The organism is Mycobacterium sp. 48b, from assembly GCF_048282725.1.
Lineage (GTDB): Bacteria > Actinomycetota > Actinomycetes > Mycobacteriales > Mycobacteriaceae > Mycobacterium.
Window position 1 is genome coordinate 229,006 of the sequence record NZ_JBLVUL010000001.1, and the last position, 18,848, is coordinate 247,853.

The 18,848-nt window shown below is 66.1% G+C and carries 17 protein-coding genes; 10 read left to right on the top strand and 7 right to left on the bottom strand.

What is annotated here, in order from left to right; translation table 11 throughout:
• Positions 1 to 52: 52 nt before the first annotated feature.
• The 3 genes from ACNQR1_RS01070 to ACNQR1_RS01080 are packed head-to-tail and all read left to right on the top strand — an operon-like array spanning position 53 to position 2,530.
• Complete coding sequence (locus ACNQR1_RS01070; RefSeq protein ID WP_418043372.1) at positions 53 to 1,321, top strand: aromatic ring-hydroxylating oxygenase subunit alpha; 1,269 nt, start codon at positions 53 to 55, stop codon at positions 1,319 to 1,321.
• Complete coding sequence (locus tag ACNQR1_RS01075) at positions 1,321 to 1,656, top strand: hypothetical protein (protein WP_418043374.1); 336 nt, start codon at positions 1,321 to 1,323, stop codon at positions 1,654 to 1,656. Before ACNQR1_RS01070 ends, ACNQR1_RS01075 begins: the two co-directional genes overlap by 1 nt.
• Before the next feature lie 28 nt (positions 1,657 to 1,684).
• Complete coding sequence (locus tag ACNQR1_RS01080; protein WP_418043376.1) at positions 1,685 to 2,530, top strand: TauD/TfdA dioxygenase family protein; 846 nt, start codon at positions 1,685 to 1,687, stop codon at positions 2,528 to 2,530.
• A gap of 85 nt (positions 2,531 to 2,615) precedes the next feature.
• On the opposite strand, the gene ACNQR1_RS01085 is transcribed toward ACNQR1_RS01080, so the two are convergent.
• Complete coding sequence (locus tag ACNQR1_RS01085) at positions 2,616 to 3,539, bottom strand: NADP-dependent oxidoreductase (protein ID WP_418050229.1); 924 nt, start codon at positions 3,537 to 3,539, stop codon at positions 2,616 to 2,618.
• A 73-nt stretch (positions 3,540 to 3,612) separates the two neighbouring features.
• Between ACNQR1_RS01085 and ACNQR1_RS01090 the strand changes: the two genes are divergently transcribed.
• Positions 3,613 to 3,957 carry a transposase gene (locus tag ACNQR1_RS01090; protein WP_418043378.1) on the top strand — a complete coding sequence of 115 codons (345 nt, stop codon included), beginning with the start codon at positions 3,613 to 3,615 and terminating at the stop codon, positions 3,955 to 3,957.
• Positions 3,958 to 4,085: 128 nt separating this feature from the next.
• Positions 4,086 to 4,898, top strand: a complete 813-nt coding sequence (locus tag ACNQR1_RS01095; protein ID WP_418043380.1) for a transposase — start codon at positions 4,086 to 4,088, stop codon at positions 4,896 to 4,898.
• Positions 4,899 to 4,931: 33 nt separating this feature from the next.
• Here the strand turns inward: ACNQR1_RS01095 and ACNQR1_RS01100 are convergent, their stop codons facing one another.
• Entirely contained in the window at positions 4,932 to 5,345 is a 414-nt protein-coding gene (locus ACNQR1_RS01100) for a cupin domain-containing protein (RefSeq protein ID WP_418043382.1), read from the bottom strand.
• A 110-nt stretch (positions 5,346 to 5,455) separates the two neighbouring features.
• Between ACNQR1_RS01100 and ACNQR1_RS01105 the strand changes: the two genes are divergently transcribed.
• Complete coding sequence (locus ACNQR1_RS01105; RefSeq protein WP_418043384.1) at positions 5,456 to 6,352, top strand: LysR family transcriptional regulator; 897 nt, start codon at positions 5,456 to 5,458, stop codon at positions 6,350 to 6,352.
• A gap of 29 nt (positions 6,353 to 6,381) precedes the next feature.
• Here ACNQR1_RS01105 and ACNQR1_RS01110 read toward each other — a convergent pair whose 3' ends face one another.
• The 3 genes from ACNQR1_RS01110 to ACNQR1_RS01120 all read right to left on the bottom strand — a co-directional run bounded on the left by ACNQR1_RS01110 (position 6,382) and on the right by ACNQR1_RS01120 (position 10,728).
• Positions 6,382 to 7,884 carry a GMC family oxidoreductase gene (locus tag ACNQR1_RS01110; protein WP_418043386.1) on the bottom strand — a complete coding sequence of 501 codons (1,503 nt, stop codon included), beginning with the start codon at positions 7,882 to 7,884 and terminating at the stop codon, positions 6,382 to 6,384.
• A 162-nt stretch (positions 7,885 to 8,046) separates the two neighbouring features.
• On the bottom strand, positions 8,047 to 9,477 hold the full coding sequence (locus ACNQR1_RS01115) for a WS/DGAT/MGAT family O-acyltransferase (protein ID WP_418043388.1): 1,431 nt from the start codon (positions 9,475 to 9,477) through the stop codon (positions 8,047 to 8,049).
• A gap of 27 nt (positions 9,478 to 9,504) precedes the next feature.
• A complete protein-coding gene (locus ACNQR1_RS01120; protein ID WP_418043390.1) occupies positions 9,505 to 10,728 on the bottom strand; it encodes an alpha/beta hydrolase fold domain-containing protein in 1,224 nt (407 codons plus the stop codon).
• A gap of 123 nt (positions 10,729 to 10,851) precedes the next feature.
• On the opposite strand from ACNQR1_RS01120, the gene ACNQR1_RS01125 reads away from it, so the two are divergent.
• Positions 10,852 to 13,014 (top strand): acyl-CoA dehydrogenase, encoded by a 2,163-nt coding sequence (locus ACNQR1_RS01125; protein ID WP_418043392.1) that lies wholly within the window; start codon positions 10,852 to 10,854, stop codon positions 13,012 to 13,014.
• 118 nt (positions 13,015 to 13,132) lie between these two features.
• A complete protein-coding gene (locus ACNQR1_RS01130; RefSeq protein ID WP_418043394.1) occupies positions 13,133 to 14,068 on the top strand; it encodes an alpha/beta hydrolase in 936 nt (311 codons plus the stop codon).
• Here the strand turns inward: ACNQR1_RS01130 and ACNQR1_RS01135 are convergent.
• On the bottom strand, positions 14,048 to 14,293 hold the full coding sequence (locus ACNQR1_RS01135) for a hypothetical protein (RefSeq protein ID WP_418043396.1): 246 nt from the start codon (positions 14,291 to 14,293) through the stop codon (positions 14,048 to 14,050). The genes ACNQR1_RS01130 and ACNQR1_RS01135 overlap by 21 nt on opposite strands.
• A complete protein-coding gene (locus tag ACNQR1_RS01140) occupies positions 14,294 to 15,829 on the bottom strand; it encodes an APC family permease (RefSeq protein WP_418043398.1) in 1,536 nt (511 codons plus the stop codon).
• A gap of 184 nt (positions 15,830 to 16,013) precedes the next feature.
• On the opposite strand from ACNQR1_RS01140, the gene ACNQR1_RS01145 reads away from it, so the two are divergent.
• Positions 16,014 to 17,294: an aspartate aminotransferase family protein gene (locus tag ACNQR1_RS01145; protein WP_418043400.1), complete on the top strand. Its 1,281-nt coding sequence runs from the start codon at positions 16,014 to 16,016 to the stop codon at positions 17,292 to 17,294.
• Entirely contained in the window at positions 17,291 to 18,844 is a 1,554-nt protein-coding gene (locus ACNQR1_RS01150; protein ID WP_418043402.1) for an aldehyde dehydrogenase family protein, read from the top strand. Before ACNQR1_RS01145 ends, ACNQR1_RS01150 begins: the two co-directional genes overlap by 4 nt.
• Positions 18,845 to 18,848: the final 4 nt, after the last annotated feature.

The following is an 18,848-nucleotide window of genomic DNA, read 5'->3' on the forward strand; positions in this document are numbered from 1 at the left end:
GGCGTCAGCCGCATGACAAGTCCCAACCCGCACTAGTCACACGGAGGTTCGCATGGCAACCAAGTGGCCCAAACCGGCTGAGGGATCCTGGACCGAGCACTATCCCGATCTGGGTACCGCGCCGATTCCGTTCCGCGATTCCATCTCCCCGGAGTTCTACGCCCTTGAGCGGGAGGCGATCTTCAAGCGGGCGTGGCTCAACATCAGCCGGGTCGAGGAGACTCCGGACACCGGCAGTTACATCACCCGCCAGATCGAGGCTGCCGACGCGTCGCTGCTGCTGGTGAGAGACCACGACGGTGCCATCCGCGCCTACCACAACCTGTGCCGCCGGCGCGGCCACACCGTGGTACCGACCGACTTCCGGGCTACCGAATTACGCAGCACCGGCACCGAATTCGAATGCCGGCACTGCGGATGGCGCTACGGCCTGGACGGGAAGCTGACATCACTGCCCGATACGGACAAGTTCACCGGCCTGGACACCGCCGACTACGGCCTGGTCCCGGTGCACTGCGACGTCTGGGCCGGCTTCGTTTTCGTCAACTTCGACCACGAACCGCGCCAGAGCCTTCGCGACTTCCTCGGCCCCATGGTCACCGCGCTCGACGACTACCCGTTCGGCAAACTCACCGAGCGATACGACTGGGTAGCGCACAACAACAGCAACTGGAAGATATTCGCCGACGCCTTCCAGGAGTACTACCACGTGCCGTCGCTGCACACCCAGCAGGTGCCGCCCGAGGTTCGAGATCCCAACGCCGGCTTCACCTGTGGACACTTTCAGCTCGACGGTCCGCACCGGCTGGTCTCGACGGCAGGCACCCGGCGCTGGCTGCTGGCACCCGAGTACATGTACCCGATCGAACGCGCCACCCAGAGCGGCCTCGTCGGCCCGTGGCGTACCCCAGACATCGGCGAGCTCCCGGCGGGGCTCAACCCCGGCAACATCGAACCCTGGGGGATCAGCAATTTCCAGATCTTCCCCAACCTCGAGATCCTGATCTACGGCGGCTGGTATCTGCTCTACCGGTACTGGCCCACGTCTCACAACACCCACCGGTACGAGGCGTTCACGTATTTCCATCCGGCCCGCACCGTGCGGGAGCGGATCGAACACGAGGTGGCTGCCGTCGTGCTCAAAGAGTTCGCCCTGCAGGATGCCGGCATGCTGGGCGGCACGCAGGCCGCCCTCGAGTACGACGTCATCGACGACTTCCCCCTCAACGACCAGGAGATCCTGGTACGTCATCTGCACAAGATGGCGGTCGACTGGGTGGAGTCGTATCAGCGCGACCACACCCCGGCAGGCGTCCGCTGATGGTATCCACCCGGCTGCCCAGCGCTTTTGCCGAACTGGAACCCTATGCCGAAATCTGGTGCCTACCAACGGAGACCGAGCGCTGGGAGCGCCGCCTGGCCAGCACCATGCCCCAGATGCACGAGTTCTACGACGCGTTCTTTCCCCGACTCGAAGAAGCGATCGAGTACTGCGACAAGTTCTCCCTCGACGACGTGCCCGACGATGCGCTGAACCTCCTGCACCTGATCTATTCGCTGATCATGGTCGCGATGTCGGTGGAGATCATGCACCAACCCGCCCCGACCGATTCCGCCGACGCCGTCATGATCCGCACCGGAGACCCCCGGCCGTAACCGGCACCGAACACGAGAGGACGCACCCGTGAGTGTGTTGACCATCAACAAGCTGACCACGTCGGTGGGCGCCGAGGTCGTCGGCGTCGACCCCGAACGCCTGGGCACCGACGACAGCCTCGGAGCGGCGGTGCTGGACGCGCTCGAAGACAACGGTGTCCTGGTCTTCCACGGCCTGCACCTGAATCCCGAAGCCCAGGTGGCGTTCTCCCAGCGGCTCGGCGAGATCGATCGCTCCGCGGACGGCCACCATCCTGTCTCCGGCATCTACCCGATCACCCTGGACCGGACGAAGAACAAGGCCGCCGAGTACCTGAAGGCCACCTTCGACTGGCATATCGACGGCTGCACTCCCATGCACGACGAATGCCCGCAGAAGGCGACGATGCTGTCGGCCGTCGAGGTCGCCGCCCGCGGCGGGGAAACCGAGTTCGCCAACGCCTATGCCGCCTATGAGTCCCTCACCGAAGCCGAGAAGGAGCTCTACGGCAGCCTGCGGGTGGTGCATTCACTGGAGGCGTCGCAACGGCGCGTCTACCCCGACCCCACACCCGAGCAACGGCAGCGCTGGGCTGCGCGGCCGACACACGAGAACCCGCTGGTGTGGACGCACCGCAGCGGACGAAAGTCCTTGGTACTGGGTGCTTCAGCGGATTACATCGTCGGCATGGATCTCGACGAGGGCCGCGCACTGCTCGCCGAACTCCTCGCCCACGCCACCACGCCCGACAAGGTGTACCGCCACAAGTGGTCCGTCGGCGACACCGTGATCTGGGACAACCAGGGTGTCCTGCACCGCGCCGCTCCGTACGAGCCCAACTCGTCTCGCCACATGCTGCGAACCACGGTGCTCGGCGACGAACCGATCCAGTAGCTCACCTGCCACCGCGAGCGTGCGTGTTTGTCGCCCGACGCGCCTTGAAACAGCGGCATTGTGCGCACGCTCGCGGAGCGCGACTTCAGCCGCCCTCGACGACCCTGATGATCGACTTGCCCGCGGCACGCTTTGCCGGGTCGAATGCCGACACCGCATCCGAAAGCGGAAGTACCGCTCCGACGGACGGTCGCAGTCGCCCCTTGCGAAGCTCGCGCTCCAGCATGACGAGTTGCGTCCGGTCGGGCTCGACGACGAAGAAAACCGCACGCGCGTCGGCCGGCTGAACTCGCGGCGGTTCCGCGATGGTCACCAGGGTGCCTCCCGGCCGTACCGACTTCGCCGAGAGGTCGAGGATCTCGCCGCCGATGACGTCGAAGACGACGTCGACCTGCCCCACGGCGTCTGGCCATCCGCGCTCGAGAGCCACGAACACGTCGACACCCAGATCGATTGCGGCGTCCCGCTGCGCGGCCCTTCCGCTACCGATCACCCGGGCTCCGCGCGCGCGTGCCAACTGCACCGCGATCGATCCGACGGCACCCGCGGCACCATGGACCAACACGGTCTGCCCGGTGCCGAGCCGCCCATGGTCGAACAATCCCTGCCATGCCGTGAGGCCCGAAATCGGAAGTGCCGCAGCCACGGTGTGCTCTAGGTCGGCCGACAGCGGGGCGAGGTTGCGCGCCTCGACCGCGACATACTCAGCGAGTGTGCCGTTACGGGCCCAGTCGGTGATCCCGAACACCCGCTGACCGATCGTCAGACCCGCCGTACCGTAGCCGAGTTCGACGACCGTCCCCGACACTTCGTGCCCCGGGACAGTCGGCGTCCGGTCCCGTCCGGCGCGATCCGTCCACGTTCCCGGCCAATCCAGCTCGCCGGGCGTGAACGCCGCCGCATGCACCCGGACGATGACGTCGTTCTCGGCCGCATGCGGGTAGGGCATCTCCGACAGTGACAGTCCAGCGACGCCTGCTGCGCGGTCGCCGGTGACAATTGCTTGCACGTCCACTGACTCATTCTTTTTGGCAGGGTTGCAGGTTGTGGATAACTGCGGCCATGGCTGGAAGGTTGTGGAGATGGCTCGATCGCGACGCACGAAGGTCCCCGCCGCGGACAAGACCCGGTTGGTGCTGGCGGTGTTGGCTGGGGAAATGACCTGCGCTGAAGCCGCCCGGCGCTGCGGGGTCACCACGGTGACGATGACCAGGTGGAAGCATCAGTTCCTGGAGGCAGGGTCTGAGCGGCTCGAAGAAGTGCCCAGCGGGCCCGCGGGCCGGGCGGGTGCCCCCGAACAGCGCCGGCTGCGACAGGAAAACCAGGAACTCAAACTTGCGCTGGCCGAAGCCACGGTGCAGTTGCGGATCTGGCAGCGCGGTGCCGCGTTGGCCGATCAAGTCCCTTCGCCGACCTCGAAGCCCTAAGAGCGGCGGCGGGACTGCCGGTTTCGAGGTTCGCCATCCTGGCAGCGATTCCCGAACGCACCTACCGGCGACGGCTGGCCCGCCTCCGCGGCGGTGGGTCCACAAAAGGCCCGTGGCCGGCGCCGGTCGTGGACCGCATCGAGGCCCTGGCCGCCAAATACGCCGAAGCGTGGCCGGCGTGGGGCTATCGCAAAATTGCGGCGTTGATACGCGCCGACGGCCACGACGTGACCAATTCCTCGGTGCAACGCGCACTGAAGCGGCGAGGGTTGTTGTTGCCCCAGGGATTTCGCGCTGACCGTAAATCCTGGGCGGCGCTACGCCGCCGAGTGTTTCGTGACCCGCCCACCGAACGCAACCGGGTCTGGCAGACCGACTTCTCCGAGTTCGAAACCACCAACGGTGGTATCTGGCGGATCAGCGCGGTCATCGACTACGCCACCAAATACTGCCTGGCCATCACCGTCACCCCGACCAGCCGCGGCATCGACGCAGTGCACTGCGTGCAGTTGGCCATCGACGAAGCACAGCGCATCCTGAACCTAGCCGATCTACGCACAGATCGCGGCCTGATGGACGTGCTGGACGCCGACGAAAACACCATCGGCCAGATTCCCGCTCCAATCGCGATCGTCTCCGACAACGGGCCCTGCTACCGCGGCAAGGACTTCCAGGCCCTGTTCGCCGACCACAACGATCCACTGCTGCGCCACGTTCGGACCCGAGTGAAATCTCCTCAGACCAACGGCGTCGTCGAGCGCTATTTCGGCACCCTCAAATACGAGCATCTGTTCCGCGGCTACATCGGCGACGGCGACGCCCTCGACATGGAAGTCCACCGATTCCGCATCATCTACAACACCATCCGACCCCACCAAGCCCTCGGCGACCGCACCCCCAAACAGGCCTACCTCGACGGCCAAAACCTGCCAAAAACTTGACTCAAGACACACGGTTGTCTCCTCGTTTCTCGGTCAGTCGGTGCTGGTTCGGCGCGCGCTCGGATGACGTAGGTGGTCGCGGGCGGTGATCTCGTCGGGATCCAGCATGGTGATCATGTCGACGCCGGGAGCACAGAGGCAGACCGCGAGAAAGACGCTGCGGTGCTCCACGTCCAGATTCGCGACCTGGTAGTGGACCACATCTCCGCCCGGTTCCCAGAAGGCCTCGCCCGCAACAATTTTCCTCGGAGCCTCACCCTCCAACTCGAAAAGGATCGAGCCCTCCAGCACGTAACCGAACACGGGTCCCGAGTGGCGGTGCGGTTGCACGCCCGGGTCGGCGGGCGGGATTTCGACGATCTGCGTCATCGCATGTGCGCCATCGGGGATCCACGGTGGGGTGACACAGAGAAGATCGGTGACCGTGACATTGCCTGCAGCCAGCATTGTTCGTTTTCCTTCGTTCGAACCATCGTCCTTCCATCAGACCAACGCCGGCCTATCAAGTCCAACGAACAATATTGATCATCTCTATCGCGAAACGAGATACTCGGGCCATGGAACTTCGCCAGCTTGAGTACTTCATCGCGGTCGCCAGTGAGATGAGCTTCTCCCGAGCCGCGAATCAGACGCACGTGGTCCAGTCAGCCTTGTCCACAGCGGTGGCCAAACTGGAAAAAGAACTCGGCGTGGAGCTGTTCGACCGCTCCAGACACCAGATCAGAATCACGCCTGCGGGAGAGCTGTTCCGTGAGCACGCCCGCCAAGTGGTCCAGACCGCGCGTATGGCGAAGGATGCGGTGAGCGACTACCACGGGCAGCTGACCGGAACGGTGGACCTCGGGTCGTTGATCTCATTCGGCACGCTCGACGTGCCGGAGATCCTCGGCGAGTTCCACCGCGAGTATCCCCTGGTCCGCATCAGGCTGCGGCAGAGCCAAATTGGCTCCATGGCTTATCTCTCGGCGATCACCGACGGATCGCTCGATCTGGCCCTGGTATCAGCCCCCGACCGGTTCCCCGCCCGCGTCCAGATGCAGTTGCTGTGTCGCGAGCCGATGGTGTTCGTCTGCCGCACCGATCATCCCCTTGCGGACCGCGGTGCTGTCGAAGTCACCGAGCTCTGCGACGAGGATCTGATCGGCTTTCCATCCGAGTTCGGGCTCAGACGTCTCGTCGACGCCGCGTTCGCATCTGCAGGGGTGGCGGCACGGGTTTCGCACGAGGTGGCCCTCGAGTACTCGATCGCCGGCCGCCTCGTCCGGCACGGCCTCGGCACCATCGTCATGCCTGCCAGTGAGGCCGCCCGCTATCCGGACCTGCGCGCCATCGAAATACGACCGACCATCGTGTGGGAGATCTACCTCGCTTCGGCCGAACAGTCGCGGCTCGGACCCGCCAGCGCCAGGCTGGCGGAATTCCTGCTCGCGTCCGCCCCCGCCTCGGCGGGCTGAGTCACGGATGCTCGCGGAGTTGGTCAAGCTCAACGCAGCATGAGATCGGCTGCGCGGTGGGCGATCATCATGGTGGGTGCGTTGGTGTTGCCCGATGTCAACGTCGGCATCACCGATGCGTCCACGACACGGAGTCCGTCGATGCCGTGCACACGCAGTTCCGGGTCCACGACCGACGCGTCGTCGGTACCCATGCGACAGGTTCCGACGGCATGCCCGATGCTGGTCTCCCGACGGGCCAGCCACGCATGATCCTGCTCACCGGTGTTCAGGTATGCGCCGGCAACGCCTTTCATCGCCGAGGCTCCCTCGACGACGTCACGGGCATGACTCATCCCTTTGTGCAGCCGGTCGACGTCGTCACCGTCACCCAGACGTTCGAACTCGATCCGGGCCCTGCCGTTGTGCAACCCGACCCGGCCCCGGGTCTGTGGATGCATGAGCACGGTGTACACCGTGAACCCGTCGACCCGCTGGATCGACGTCCGGCCGGTGCCGGCATTGAGCTCGTAATGTATCGGGCTGACCGCGATTTGGAAGTCTTCGGTGAAGATCTGCGCTTCGAACGGCGACATGGTGAGGATGCCGTCGCCCCGGAGCAGCAGTGAGCTGACACCTCTGAGCGCCCTCACCGGACCGAGAGTGTTGGCGGTGGGCACCTTGGATTCCCAGAATTGGGTGCCCACCAGGTGGTCCTGGAAGTTCTCGCCGACGCCGCGAAGTTCGAATGTGCTGCCCGCCGGCCCGATTCCCGAACGCAACAGCAGTGCCGGTGAGCCGATGGCGCCCGCGCACAAGATGACTTCTTGGCGGGCAAGAAGTTTGCGTCCCCGGCATTCGATGCCGACGGCCCGGCCGTTCTCGATGAGGACCTTCGACACGATCGTCCTGGCGAGCAGCCGTGGCCGTCGATCGCGGGGCAGTGACCGAGGGAAGCCGCGCGCCGAGGAGACCCGCAGACCCCGACGCTGGTTGACCTGGGTTCGAGACACGCCTAGTTGCGACCGACCGTTCTGGTCCGGGTTGAGATCATGTCCGGCTTCGTTGGCCGCAGCGACGAACGCCTCGTCCACTTCGTGCCGGTGCCCGCACCACGAAACCGGAATCGGCCCGGCGTCACCGCGATACTCGTCGCCACCGCCCACCCAATTCTCGATTGCCTTGAAATGCGGCAGCACCTGGTCGAACGACCAGCCCGCGCATCCTGCCTCAGCCCAACCGTCGTAATCGGAGGCACGCCCGCGCACGTAGACCATGGCGTTGATCGACCCGCTGCCGCCGATGATGCGGCCGCCGGGGAAGCTCTCGACCACGTCACCCTTGCTGGCATCGGGTGCGCACTGGTGTTTCCAGTTCGCGGTCATGTACAGCGACGCGATCCCGGTCGGGATCCGGACGTCGGGCCGATGATCCGTACCGCCGGCCTCGACGAGCACGACGTCGGCCCCTGCTGCGGCCAGCCGGGACGCCACGATCGATCCGGCCGAACCCGCACCTACGACAATGAAATCGGCAACGTCAGCTTGTGTCATGGCGGCCCGTCAGAGATGGTCTCCGAGTCACGGATGCCCACGGGTCGAATCCTTCCGCTCGCCTGGTTCTGTGGCAATACCGATCCGCCCGCGAGTGTGCAGAAACTGTCGCAGTTGCGCGGTGTGTCGGCGACAAACGCGCACGCTCGCGGTGCAGGGGAACTACTGCGGCATCGCACTATCGACGACGGTGAGCTTGTCCGAAAGTCCTGCGACCCTGCGTATTTCGCGGAATTCCTCGAGCATGCCGTCGGTGACCTCGTGCGGATCGTCGACCGTGGCATCGTCGGCGAGCACCGAGATGTTGAGTTGGTCGACATAGCTCCACACGGTGATGTTGAGGCCGCTGCCGGTGGTGATCGGACCGACCGAATAGATCTCGGTCACCGTGGCACCGCCGACCTTGCCCCGTTCCCGCGGTCCCGGCACGTTGGAGATGTTGAGGTTGAGCACCTTGTTCTGGCCGTCCTGATGGGACAGCCACTTGAACGCGGCCTCGACCGGGGCCGGTGGCATGTACGCCGCCCAGCGCGCGATCAGTTCCGGACCGATCAGTTGATGGCTTTCCTTCGCCAGGGCGGCCGCGTCGTGCGCACGCTGCACCCGCTCGGAGGTATCGGCGACATCCACCGGCAGTGCCACCAGCACACCGCTGAACCGATTACCCGAGATGCGGTCCGGCGAGAAGTCGAAGCTCATCGGTACCGAGGCCAGCAGCGGATGATCGGCCTTGCCGTCGTACTTGAGCGACAGCGCGCGCAGCGCACCCGACGACATGGCCAGCACCAGGTCGTTGATGGTCACGCCAAGCTTCTTGCTCGTCTCCTTGACGTCGGCCAATGCCAGTGTGGCCGTGGCGAACAGGCGCTTTTCGTCGAGAATGTGGTTCATGAAACTGGGCGGCGGGGTGAGGGGGCGGGTCAGCTCGGGCGACAGCTTGCGACTGCTGCGTCGAACCCGCCCGAACCCCTTGGCCGTGTAACGCACGGTCCCGGGCAGCCTGCCGAGCTGGCGCATGTGATCGGCAAAGGCCGAACGCACGAGCTCGGTCTTCGAGGGCGCCGGGTCGGCGGCGTACGAGTCGTCGTCGCGCTCCGGGCCGTCTCGCAGGTCCATCCCGCGGGCCAACAGATTCGCCGAGGCGACTCCGTCCGCCAGCGCGTGGTGAATCTTGCCGACCACCGCGATACGCGCGCCCCCATCTCCGGCGGCCAAGCCTTCGACGAAGTACATCTCCCACAGCGGCCGGCTGCGGTCCAGTTGGGTACTGCCGATCTCGCCGATGGCCTCGTCGAGTTCGCGGCGCCCTCCCGGGGCACGCACCCGCCACGGCCTCACGTGGTATTCGAGGTCTACGTCGCAGTTCTCCCGCCACATCGGGTGGTGGAACTTGAACGGGATGTCGACGAGCTGGTAGCGAAACGGGTCGAGTTTGTGCAGCCGCCCCCGGATCACCTCCCGGAATTCATCGATCCCGAATTTCCGGTCGCCCAGACCGTCCAGCGCGATGACGGCGATCTTCAACGTGTGCATGTGCACATTGGGCGTCTCTGTGTACAGCAGGAACGCGTCCCACCCACTCAACCGTTTCACGGTGTCCCTCCCCAGGTGTGGAGGCGTCTATATAACCGCTTTAGTCCGGTCAATCGCCCTGTTTCGATGAACTTGGTTGAGGAACAAGCCAATTGCTGTGGCCATGGCCCCCGTCCGGGCTCCGTCGGTCATGTCGAAGGCGTGCCCGGCCCCCGGCAGTTCAATGTAGCCGACAATCGATCGGGACACGGCCTTCAGCCGGTCGACGAAGCTGCGGGCCTGCGCCACCGGGATGACGCTGTCGCCGGTTCCGTGAATGACAAGGAACGGCGGGGCATCAGGATGAATTTGGGCGATCGGTGAGGCCTGCCGGTAGATCTCCGGATGCCGGTCGAGAGTGCGGCCCACGACGACGCGCTCCAGGAAGTCCATGAACCGGACGCGCTCCTCGGTGGAGCGGTCTTCCCAGTCGTAGCGTCCGTAGATACCGACCACGGCGTCGACGCCGGTATCGGATCCGTCGGGCAGATCGCCCTGCATGTCCGGGTGGTTGGGGGTCAGGCCGGCGAGCGCCGCCAGGTGGCCGCCGGCCGAGCAGCCCGCGATGGCGACGAAATTGCGGTCGCCACCGAACTTGTCGACGTTGGCCCGCGCCCAGGCGATGGCGGCCTTGACGTCGTCGAGGTGCCGCGGCCAGCGATGATGCGGAGCGACCCGGTAGTCGATCGACAGACACACCCATCCCTGTCGAGCCATGTGCGACAGGAGCGCGTAACCCTGCAGGATCCGGCCGCCGTGCACCCAGGCACCGCCCGGCACGAACAACAGCACCGGTGCGGGTTCGGACGGCAGGTTCTTGGGCCGCCACACATCCAGAAGCTGCGCCGGGTCGTCGCCGTAGCGCACCGACGTCCGGTACACGTCCCGCCGGTATTCGACGGTGTGCCACAACGGCGGCATGCTGTCCGGCGCCGGCCAGTCGATGGCCAGGTCAACGGCCGGAACGACGCCGCGCAGGCCGTCCTGCACGACGGTGTTGGTCTGCTCGCGCTCGGATTTGCGAAGTTCGCTGTTTCCCGGGGCGAGCCAGGACTTCGCCGAGGCGGTGACGAAGTCGGGCAGATGACGGAAGCCCCACACGCCCATCGCGGCCATGGCACCAAACGGTTCCAGGTGTTTACCCACCACCGGCAGCGAAGCCGATGCCACGGTCAGCGCCAGCATATGGTCGGCAGGCTTGGCGCGTAGCAACCATCGCGCACGATCAGCGAGGGTCGGTGCGGGGTACCGGCTATCCGGTCGTGCCGTCATTGCGCGAGCGTACCGCGCCGCCTGTTGACTCAGGTGACAACTTCGCCGACTTGTTCACCTGGCGTCAAAATGTGACCTGGATCACGTCGACGTACCGCGTCACCCCCGTTAGCTTCGCTAAGCATGACTAAGTCTGCGCTGGCCATCACCGAAGAGCACCAGGACCTCGCCGACGCGACGCTCGGGCAGCTGAACCGCCTCGACAGCCGCGCAGCCGCTCGCGCCACGCTGGAGAACGCCGGCACCTACAGCAGTGAGATCTGGTCCGCGGGGGCCGAACTCGGCTGGAACGGGTTGGCCATCTCCGAGGAATTCGGCGGCTCGGGGTTCGGTCTGCCCGAGCTGGCGGTGGTCGCCGAGATCGCCGGCCGGGAACTGTGCCCCGGCCCGTTCCTACCGACCGTGGCGGCCTCGGTGGTCATCGACCGCTGTGCCCCGGACGCCGTTCGGGCCGAACTACTTCCGGGTCTCGCCGACGGCGCGACCGTGGCGGCGCTCGGGCTGGCGGGTTCGGTGAGCATGGGCGCCGACGGCCTCCTCGGCGGGCAGGCGCGTGCGGTGCTGGGCGCACCCGACGCGCAGGTGCTGGTGCTCGCCGCCGGCGACGACATCGTCGTGCTCGATGCCACGGCCGACGGGATCACCGTCACCGCACAGGATTCCCTGGACACCACCCGCAGCATCGGCACTGTCGATCTGCGCGCGGTGACCGTCGACGAGAACCGGATCCTGCGCGGCGCGGCGCGGGCGGCGCACACGGTGTTCCGCGTCCTCGGCTCTGCGGAGGCGGTGGGCGTGTCCTGGGCCGCGCTCGACATGGCCGTCGAGTACGCGAAAGTGCGCGAACAGTTCGGCCGCACCATCGGCACATTCCAGGCCGTCAAGCACCACGCGGCCAACATGCTCGTCGACGCCGAACAGACCACGGCCGCGGTCTGGGACGCCGCCCGCGCCGACAACCTCGAAGGCGCCTCGTTCGCCGCCGCGGTGGCCGCCGCCCACGCTGTCCGAACCCAGATCTTCTGTGCGCAGACCAATGTTCAACTGCACGGCGGCATCGCCTTCACCTGGGAACACGACGCCCACCTGTACCTGCGCCGGGCCCGCACCCTGGCCGCTGTGCTCGGTGACGGTGCCGATCCACTGATCGACGTCGTCGACGGGCAACGCAGTGGGCAGGCGCACGGGGCATCGTTCGCGCTACCGGAAGAGGCCGAACAGTACCGCCAGGATGCGCAGGCCGCGGCGGCCGAGGTGAAGGCGCTGCCCGAGGACAAGCGCCGCGACTACCTGGTGGACTCCGGCTACCTGGTGCCGCACTGGCCCAAGCCGTATGGCCGGGCCGCGGATGTGTTGGAACAGTTGGTGATCGAGGAGGAGTTCACCGACATCGAGCGGGCGGACATGGGGATCACCGGCTGGGTGACGCTGACCATCGCCCAGGCCGGCACCGATGATCAGCGCGAGCGCTGGGTGGAGCCCGTACTTCGCGGCGAGGTGATGTGGTGCCAGCTGTTCTCCGAGCCGGGCGCAGGTTCGGACGCCGCCGCGGTCCGCACCGCGGCCAAGAAGGTCGACGGCGGCTGGCGGGTCACCGGCCAGAAGGTGTGGACCAGCCTGGCCCACCACTGCCAATGGGGCCTTGCCACGGTGCGAACCGACCCCGACGCGCCCAAGCACGCCGGTGTCACCATGATGGCGATCGACATGAAAGCCCCAGGGGTGAAGGTGAATCCACTCCGCGGGCTGACCGGCGACGCCCACTTCAACGAGGTGTTCTTCGACGACGTGTTCGTCCCCGACGCCGACGTCGTGGGCGATGTGAACAAGGGCTGGCTGGTCGCCCGCGCCACCCTGGGCAATGAGCGTATCTCGATCGGCGGCGGTTCCGCGGCCCCGACGGGGTTCGACGCCGACGAGCTGGTGGCCCTGATCGACGCGGATCCCGACGGGGCACGGTATGTGCGCCGCGCCGGTGAGGTGATCGCCGTGGGCCACACGCTGCGACTGCTGAACCTGCGCCGGATCAGCCGCGCGATCGCCGGTGCCGAACCCGGGCCCGAGGGCAACGTCACCAAGCTGCTGGTGGCCGAGCATTCCCAGCACCTGACCGAGCTGGGCATGGACCTGGTCGGCTCGGCCGGGGTGACGGGCGAGACCCCGAAGCTGACCCGGGCGTACCTCGGCAACCGGGCCATGACGATCGCCGGCGGCACGTCGGAGATCACCCGCAACACCATCGCCGAGCGCATCCTGGGCCTGCCCCGCGATCCGCTGCTGAAGTAGCGATCCGTACGCCGGATGCCGGTGGCGCGCCGGTTTCTACCTGCGGGTCGCGGTCCGACGCGATGCACGACCGCGGCGTGGAAAGCGGCGCGAATGGACTACGGAAGGCCTGCTTGACATGGCGTCGAGATCACCGGGTAGAACGGTAATTGTGACTTCAAGCACACACGCCCGGCCAACGTTCCATCCCGACCTGGAACGGATTGCCCGCTTCATCCCGCGCAAGCTGGTGTCCAGGCGCACGCTGCCGGTTCTGCAGCGACTCACGGTGCTGCAGAATCGGCAGACACCCAAGGACGTCGAGGTACTGACCCTGAGCTCCGGTGCCGGGGTGCGATTGTTCCGGCCGACCGGGGTCACCGAAGCGACGCCGGCGCTGTTGTGGATCCACGGCGGCGGCTACGTGCTGGGCAGCCCGGCGCAGGACGACGCCCTGTGCCGACGCTTCGCCAGGGAACTCGGCGCCACGGTGGCGGCGGTCAAGTACCGGCTGGCACCGCAGAACCCGTACCCGGCCGGGTTGGAGGACTGCTACGCGGCGCTGAAATGGCTCGCCGCGCTTCCCGCGGTCGACGCCTCAAAGGTGGCGATAGCCGGCGCCAGTGCGGGCGGCGGATTGGCTGCCGCTCTCGCGCTGCTGGCCCGTGACCGCGGCGAGGTGTCGCTGGCCGCACAGATCCTCGTCTATCCGATGCTCGACGACCGCTCGGTGGGCCCGGAGCTGGAGAACCCGGGGCACCGGCTGTGGACGCAGGGCAGCAACAAGTTCGGCTGGTCGGCATACCTCGGGGATGCCGATCCGGCCGACGCGGTGCCAGGTCGCCGTGAAGACCTGGCCGGGCTGCCACCGGCCTGGATCGGTGTGGGCACCCTGGACCTGTTCCACGACGAGGACATGGCCTATGCCGAGCGCCTGCGGGCCGCCGGCGTCGAATGCCAGGTCGAACAGGTATACGGGGCGTTCCACGGTTTCGATCAGATCGCCGCGAAAACGCCGGTGGCCCAGGACTTCATGGCCAGCCAGGTCAGGAATCTACGGGCGGCGTTCGCCTGATTCACGCTGGTGGCGCAGATACCGGCAGGCCCGCCCCAGTAGACAGCGGTCGGCGGCCGACAGGGCCTTGGCCCTGGGCACGTGACCCGAGACGATTCCGGCGAACCGGACACACAACTGCTCGGCGGTCATCCCGAACTCCAGCCAGACGTCGTCCTCGCGCGGACCCCCATAGGGAGCCCACGCGAGGACGAACTTCAGCAGGAGACGTTCGAACGAGTCCATTTAGTCCCGAACAACGTTGTCCTCGAACACAATCCGGCCAATCAACTCATAACGGCGCGGGTCGCGCAGCTTGAAGTAGGTGGCCATGCCCGCGCCCAGGACGAAGATGCCCACCACGATCCACGGTGTCAGCTTGAACAGCAGGGTGCCCGAAGCCGTACCTGCCGCCGCATCTTTGTGCTCCCACAGCAGGTAGACGACGTAGAGCATGCCGATCCCACCGAGGCCGGGGGCGATCAGCGTCTTGAACCAGTGCTTGGACACCGGATGGTTCTTGCGGATGTGGAAGTAGCTGATCACCGAGAACGCGCACAGAGACTGCACGATCAGGATCGCCATGGTGCCCAGGATCGCCAACAACGTGTACATGTGCACGTAGGGGTCCATCCCGGCGAACAGGAAGGCCAGGATGATCACCAGGGTGATCCCGCTCTGCACGAACGAGGCGATGTGCGGAGAACCGTGCGTGGGATGCGTTGCGCCGATGGTCTTCTGCAGTCCCTTGGACAGACCTTCGCGGCCCAGCGCATACAGGTAGCGCGACGCGCAGTTGTGGAACGCCATGCCGCAGGCGAACGACCCGGTGACCAGCAGGATGTTGAACACCGTGATCGCCCACTCACCGTAGGTGCCCCGCACCGGACCGAAGAAGATCTCCGACGACGTCGCAGAATCCTGCGCGAGTTCCACCGCGCGCTGCGGCCCGGTGCCGGCGATCGCCATCCATGAGACGAACACGTAGAACAGGCCGACACCCAGGACGCTCAGCATGGTGGCCCGGGGAATGATCTTCTTGGGGTTACGCGATTCCTCGCCGTACATCGCGGTCGATTCGAAGCCGACCCAGGACCAGAAGGCGAAGAACAGGCCCAAACCAGCACTGGCACCGGCGATTCCGGCGGCCGGAGAAAAAGCGCCGATGGGGTTGATGGTCTCGGCGACCGCGAAGCCCTGCGGACCGCCACCCTTGAGCAGCACCGCGAGCGCACCGAGTGCGAGCATGACGATCTCGGTCACCAGGAACACGCCGAGCACCTTGGCGGTCAGGTTGACGTCGAAGTACGTCAGGATCGCATTGACCGTCAGCATCAGCAGTGCGGGGATGATCCAGTGGATGTGGATGCCCAGCTGGGATTGCATGAAGTTCTGGAAGAAGAACGAGAAGATCCCGATCAACGAAGCCTCGAACACCACGTAGGCCATGGTGATCAGTCCGCCACTGGCCATGCCGACGATGCGGCCCAGGCCGTGCGAGATATAGCCGTAGAACGCGCCGGTGGTGGTGATGTGCTTGGCCATGGTCGCGTAGCCGACGGCGAAGAGGCCGAGGACAACGGTCGCGACGATGTAGCCGGCCGGCGCATGTGAACCATTTCCGAAGCCGACGGCGATCGGCACATTGCCGACCATTGCAGTGATCGGGGCGGCGGTCGCCACCGCCATGAAGATGACGCCGACGGTGCCGACGGCGTTGCGTTTCAGTCTCTGGACGTCGTGAGCTGTGTCTTCACTCCCGGCGACAGCTTGATCGGTCATCTAGCGGGATACCTTCCAGGTAACAGTGGGATACCCGATGTGGCCTGGGCCACAGCGGGGACCTACGTATATTGGCACTACCAAAATCGATTCGCAAGCACTCCGTGCAACCATTGACACAAATGGTTGCGACCGTTTACGGTGAGGCCCATCACAGCTACCGGATAGCTGAAGAGGGAGCCGCATGTACGACTACGGCACGTTCACGTTCGAATCCAAAGCCGAAGTGCTGGATAAGGCGAAGACGTTCTGGAATCCAGACAAGACACAGTTCTGGACTGACACCGGTGTCGATCTGGTGATCGACCGCCGCGAGGGATATTTCCTGTGGGATATGGGCGGACGCCGCCTGATCGATCTGCACCTCAACGGTGGCACCTACAACCTCGGTCACCGCAATCCCGAAGTGATGCAGGCGATCACCGAGGGCATGGAGCATTTCGACGTCGGCAATCACCACTTCCCGTCGGTGGCCCGCACCGCCCTGGCACAGCGTCTCGTCGAGACGGCACCGGCGTCGATCACGAAGGTGGCGTACGGGTCAGGAGGCGGTGAGGCGATCGACATCGCGCTCAAGAGCGCCCGGCACGCGACCAAACGCCGCAAGATCGTGTCGATCGTCAAGGCCTACCACGGCCACACCGGCCTGGCCGTGGCCACCGGCGACGACCGGTTCGCCAAGTTCTTCCTGGCCGACCAGCCCGACGAGTTCCTCCAGGTGCCGTTCAACGACATCGAGGCGATGGAACGGGTGCTGGCCCCCGGCGATGTCGCCGCGGTGATCATGGAGACCATCCCGGCTACCTACGGATTCCCGCTTCCCGCACCGGGTTACCTGGAAGCCGTCAAGGCCATCACCGAGAAGCACGGCACCCTGTACATCGCCGACGAGGTGCAGACCGGTCTGATGCGCACCGGTGAGCTGTGGTGCATCACCAAACACGGCATCGAGCCCGACATCCTGGTGACCGGCAAGGGCCTGTCCGGTGGCATGTACCCGATCACCGCGGCCCTGCTCAGCGATCGCGCCGCGAAATGGCTCGACGAGGACGGCTTCGGGCACATCTCCACGTTCGGCGGCGCCGAGCTGGGCTGTGTCGCCGCGCTGAAGACACTCGAGATCTCCACCCGCCCCGAAGTGCGCTCGATGGTCCACTACATCGCCGACATCTTCGACCGCGGACTGCAGCGCATCCAGGCCGACCACCCGGACTGGTTCGTCGGTATCCGGCAGAACGGTGTGGTGATCGGCCTGGAGTTCGACCACCCCGAAGGCGCCAAGTTCGTGATGCGGGAACTCTACGAAAACGGGGTGTGGGCGATCTTCTCGACGCTGGATCCCCGTGTCCTGCAGTTCAAACCGGGTCTCCTGCTCTCGCGCGAACTCTGCGAGGACGTCCTGGACCGCCTCGCCGTCGCGGTGGCCAGGGCCGAGACCGTCGTGAGAGGACGTAAAGCATCATGACCAGTACCGCACAGGCCGGCCACATGCTGGAACGGGCCGGTTGGGCCGCGGCGGCCTATGCCGACTACGACGCGGCGGCGGTGAGCAACATCGTCAACGCGGTGGCCGACGCCGCCTATGCCGCAGCCGAACGGTTCGCCGCCGAGGCGGTGGCCGAGACCGGGATGGGCGTGGTGGCCGACAAGGTCACCAAGAACCGGGCCTGCTCACGTGGGATCGTCAACTACTACCGGGGCGAGGACTACGTGTCGCCGCGCGTCGACGAGGCCCGCAAGATCGTCGAGCTGCCCCGGCCGGCGGGGGTGGTGCTGGCATTGACGCCGACCACCAATCCCGTTGCCACGGTGTACTTCAAGGTGATCCTGGCGCTGATGACCCGCAACGCCGTCGTCGTCGCTCCGCACCCGCGGGCCAAGCAGTGTTCGGCCGACGCGGCCCGGCTGCTTGCCGAGGCCGCGGTGGCCGCCGGCGCACCGGACGGCATCGTCCAGGTGGTCGAGGAACCGTCCATCCCGCTGGTGCAGGCGCTGATGGCCGACCAGCGCACCGACGTCATCGTGGCGACCGGGGGCACCGGCGTCGTGCGGGCGGCGTACTCCTCCGGTAATCCCGCACTCGGTGTCGGCCCCGGCAATGTCCCGGTGTTCGTCGAGGCCAGTGCGGACATCAACGCCGCGGCCAAGCGCATCGTGGACAGCAAGGCCTTCGACAACTCGGTGCTGTGCACCAACGAATCCGTCCTCATCGCCGAGGACGCGATCGCGGGCAAGCTCAACGGCGCACTGACCCGTGCAGGGGCGCACATCCTCGACGAGGACGGCGCACGGCGCCTGCGGGCCTACATGTTCGCCGACGGCCACCTCAACACCGACGTGGTGGGCCGCGACGCTGCCTGGATCGCCGGGCAGGCCGGACTGCGGGTCACCCCCAAGACCAGGGTGCTGATCGCACCGTTCAACGACGTCATCGCCGAAGAGATGCTGGCCCACGAGAAGCTGTCCCCGGTGCTCGGCATGACCACAGCGGCCGATGCCGCACGTGGTATCCGCGCTGCCCGGGCGGTGGTGCGGATCGGCGGCGCCGGTCACTCGGCAGCCATTCACAGCGAGAATCCCTCGGTCATCACCGATTTCGCCGCCCAGGTACCGGTACTACGGGTGTCGGTCAACGTCGGCAACAGCACCGGGAGCTCCGGGCTGGACACCAACCTGGCGCCGTCGATGACCATCGGCACCGGGTTCGTCGGACGCAGCTCGATCGGGGAGAACCTGCAACCGCAGAACCTCGTCAACTGGGCTCGCATCGCCTACAACAGCGATTCCGCCGTCCCCATGGGCAATTTCGCGGGTATCAATCCGTGGCACTCGCCGGCCGGGCCGGTGCCGGAGTATCCGCGCGCTTCCAATGACCGCAACGGCTCGCCTTCTCAGATGAGGGCAGCGTCACGCCGGTCCACTCCGGCCAGCTCGACCGACCTGGGCCTGGACGCGCTGCGCGCGGAGTTGCGCGCGCTGGTCGCCGAAGAACTCGCACAACTGATCAAGAGGTAGGGCT

Excerpts from the sequence above, each read along its gene's own strand:
- ACNQR1_RS01070 (WP_418043372.1), top strand. The coding sequence starts at position 53 with ATGGCAACCAAGTGGCCCAAACCGGCTGAGGGATCCTGGACCGAGCAC.
- ACNQR1_RS01075 (WP_418043374.1), top strand. The coding sequence starts at position 1,321 with ATGGTATCCACCCGGCTGCCCAGCGCTTTTGCCGAACTGGAACCCTAT.
- ACNQR1_RS01090 (WP_418043378.1), top strand. The coding sequence starts at position 3,613 with ATGGCTCGATCGCGACGCACGAAGGTCCCCGCCGCGGACAAGACCCGG.
- ACNQR1_RS01100 (WP_418043382.1), bottom strand. The coding sequence starts at position 5,345 with ATGCTGGCTGCAGGCAATGTCACGGTCACCGATCTTCTCTGTGTCACC.
- ACNQR1_RS01105 (WP_418043384.1), top strand. The coding sequence starts at position 5,456 with ATGGAACTTCGCCAGCTTGAGTACTTCATCGCGGTCGCCAGTGAGATG.
- ACNQR1_RS01110 (WP_418043386.1), bottom strand. The coding sequence starts at position 7,884 with ATGACACAAGCTGACGTTGCCGATTTCATTGTCGTAGGTGCGGGTTCG.
- ACNQR1_RS01120 (WP_418043390.1), bottom strand. The coding sequence starts at position 10,728 with ATGACGGCACGACCGGATAGCCGGTACCCCGCACCGACCCTCGCTGAT.
- ACNQR1_RS01125 (WP_418043392.1), top strand. The coding sequence starts at position 10,852 with ATGACTAAGTCTGCGCTGGCCATCACCGAAGAGCACCAGGACCTCGCC.
- ACNQR1_RS01130 (WP_418043394.1), top strand. The coding sequence starts at position 13,133 with ATGGCGTCGAGATCACCGGGTAGAACGGTAATTGTGACTTCAAGCACA.
- ACNQR1_RS01135 (WP_418043396.1), bottom strand. The coding sequence starts at position 14,293 with ATGGACTCGTTCGAACGTCTCCTGCTGAAGTTCGTCCTCGCGTGGGCT.
- ACNQR1_RS01140 (WP_418043398.1), bottom strand. The coding sequence starts at position 15,829 with ATGACCGATCAAGCTGTCGCCGGGAGTGAAGACACAGCTCACGACGTC.
- ACNQR1_RS01145 (WP_418043400.1), top strand. The coding sequence starts at position 16,014 with ATGTACGACTACGGCACGTTCACGTTCGAATCCAAAGCCGAAGTGCTG.
- ACNQR1_RS01150 (WP_418043402.1), top strand. The coding sequence starts at position 17,291 with ATGACCAGTACCGCACAGGCCGGCCACATGCTGGAACGGGCCGGTTGG.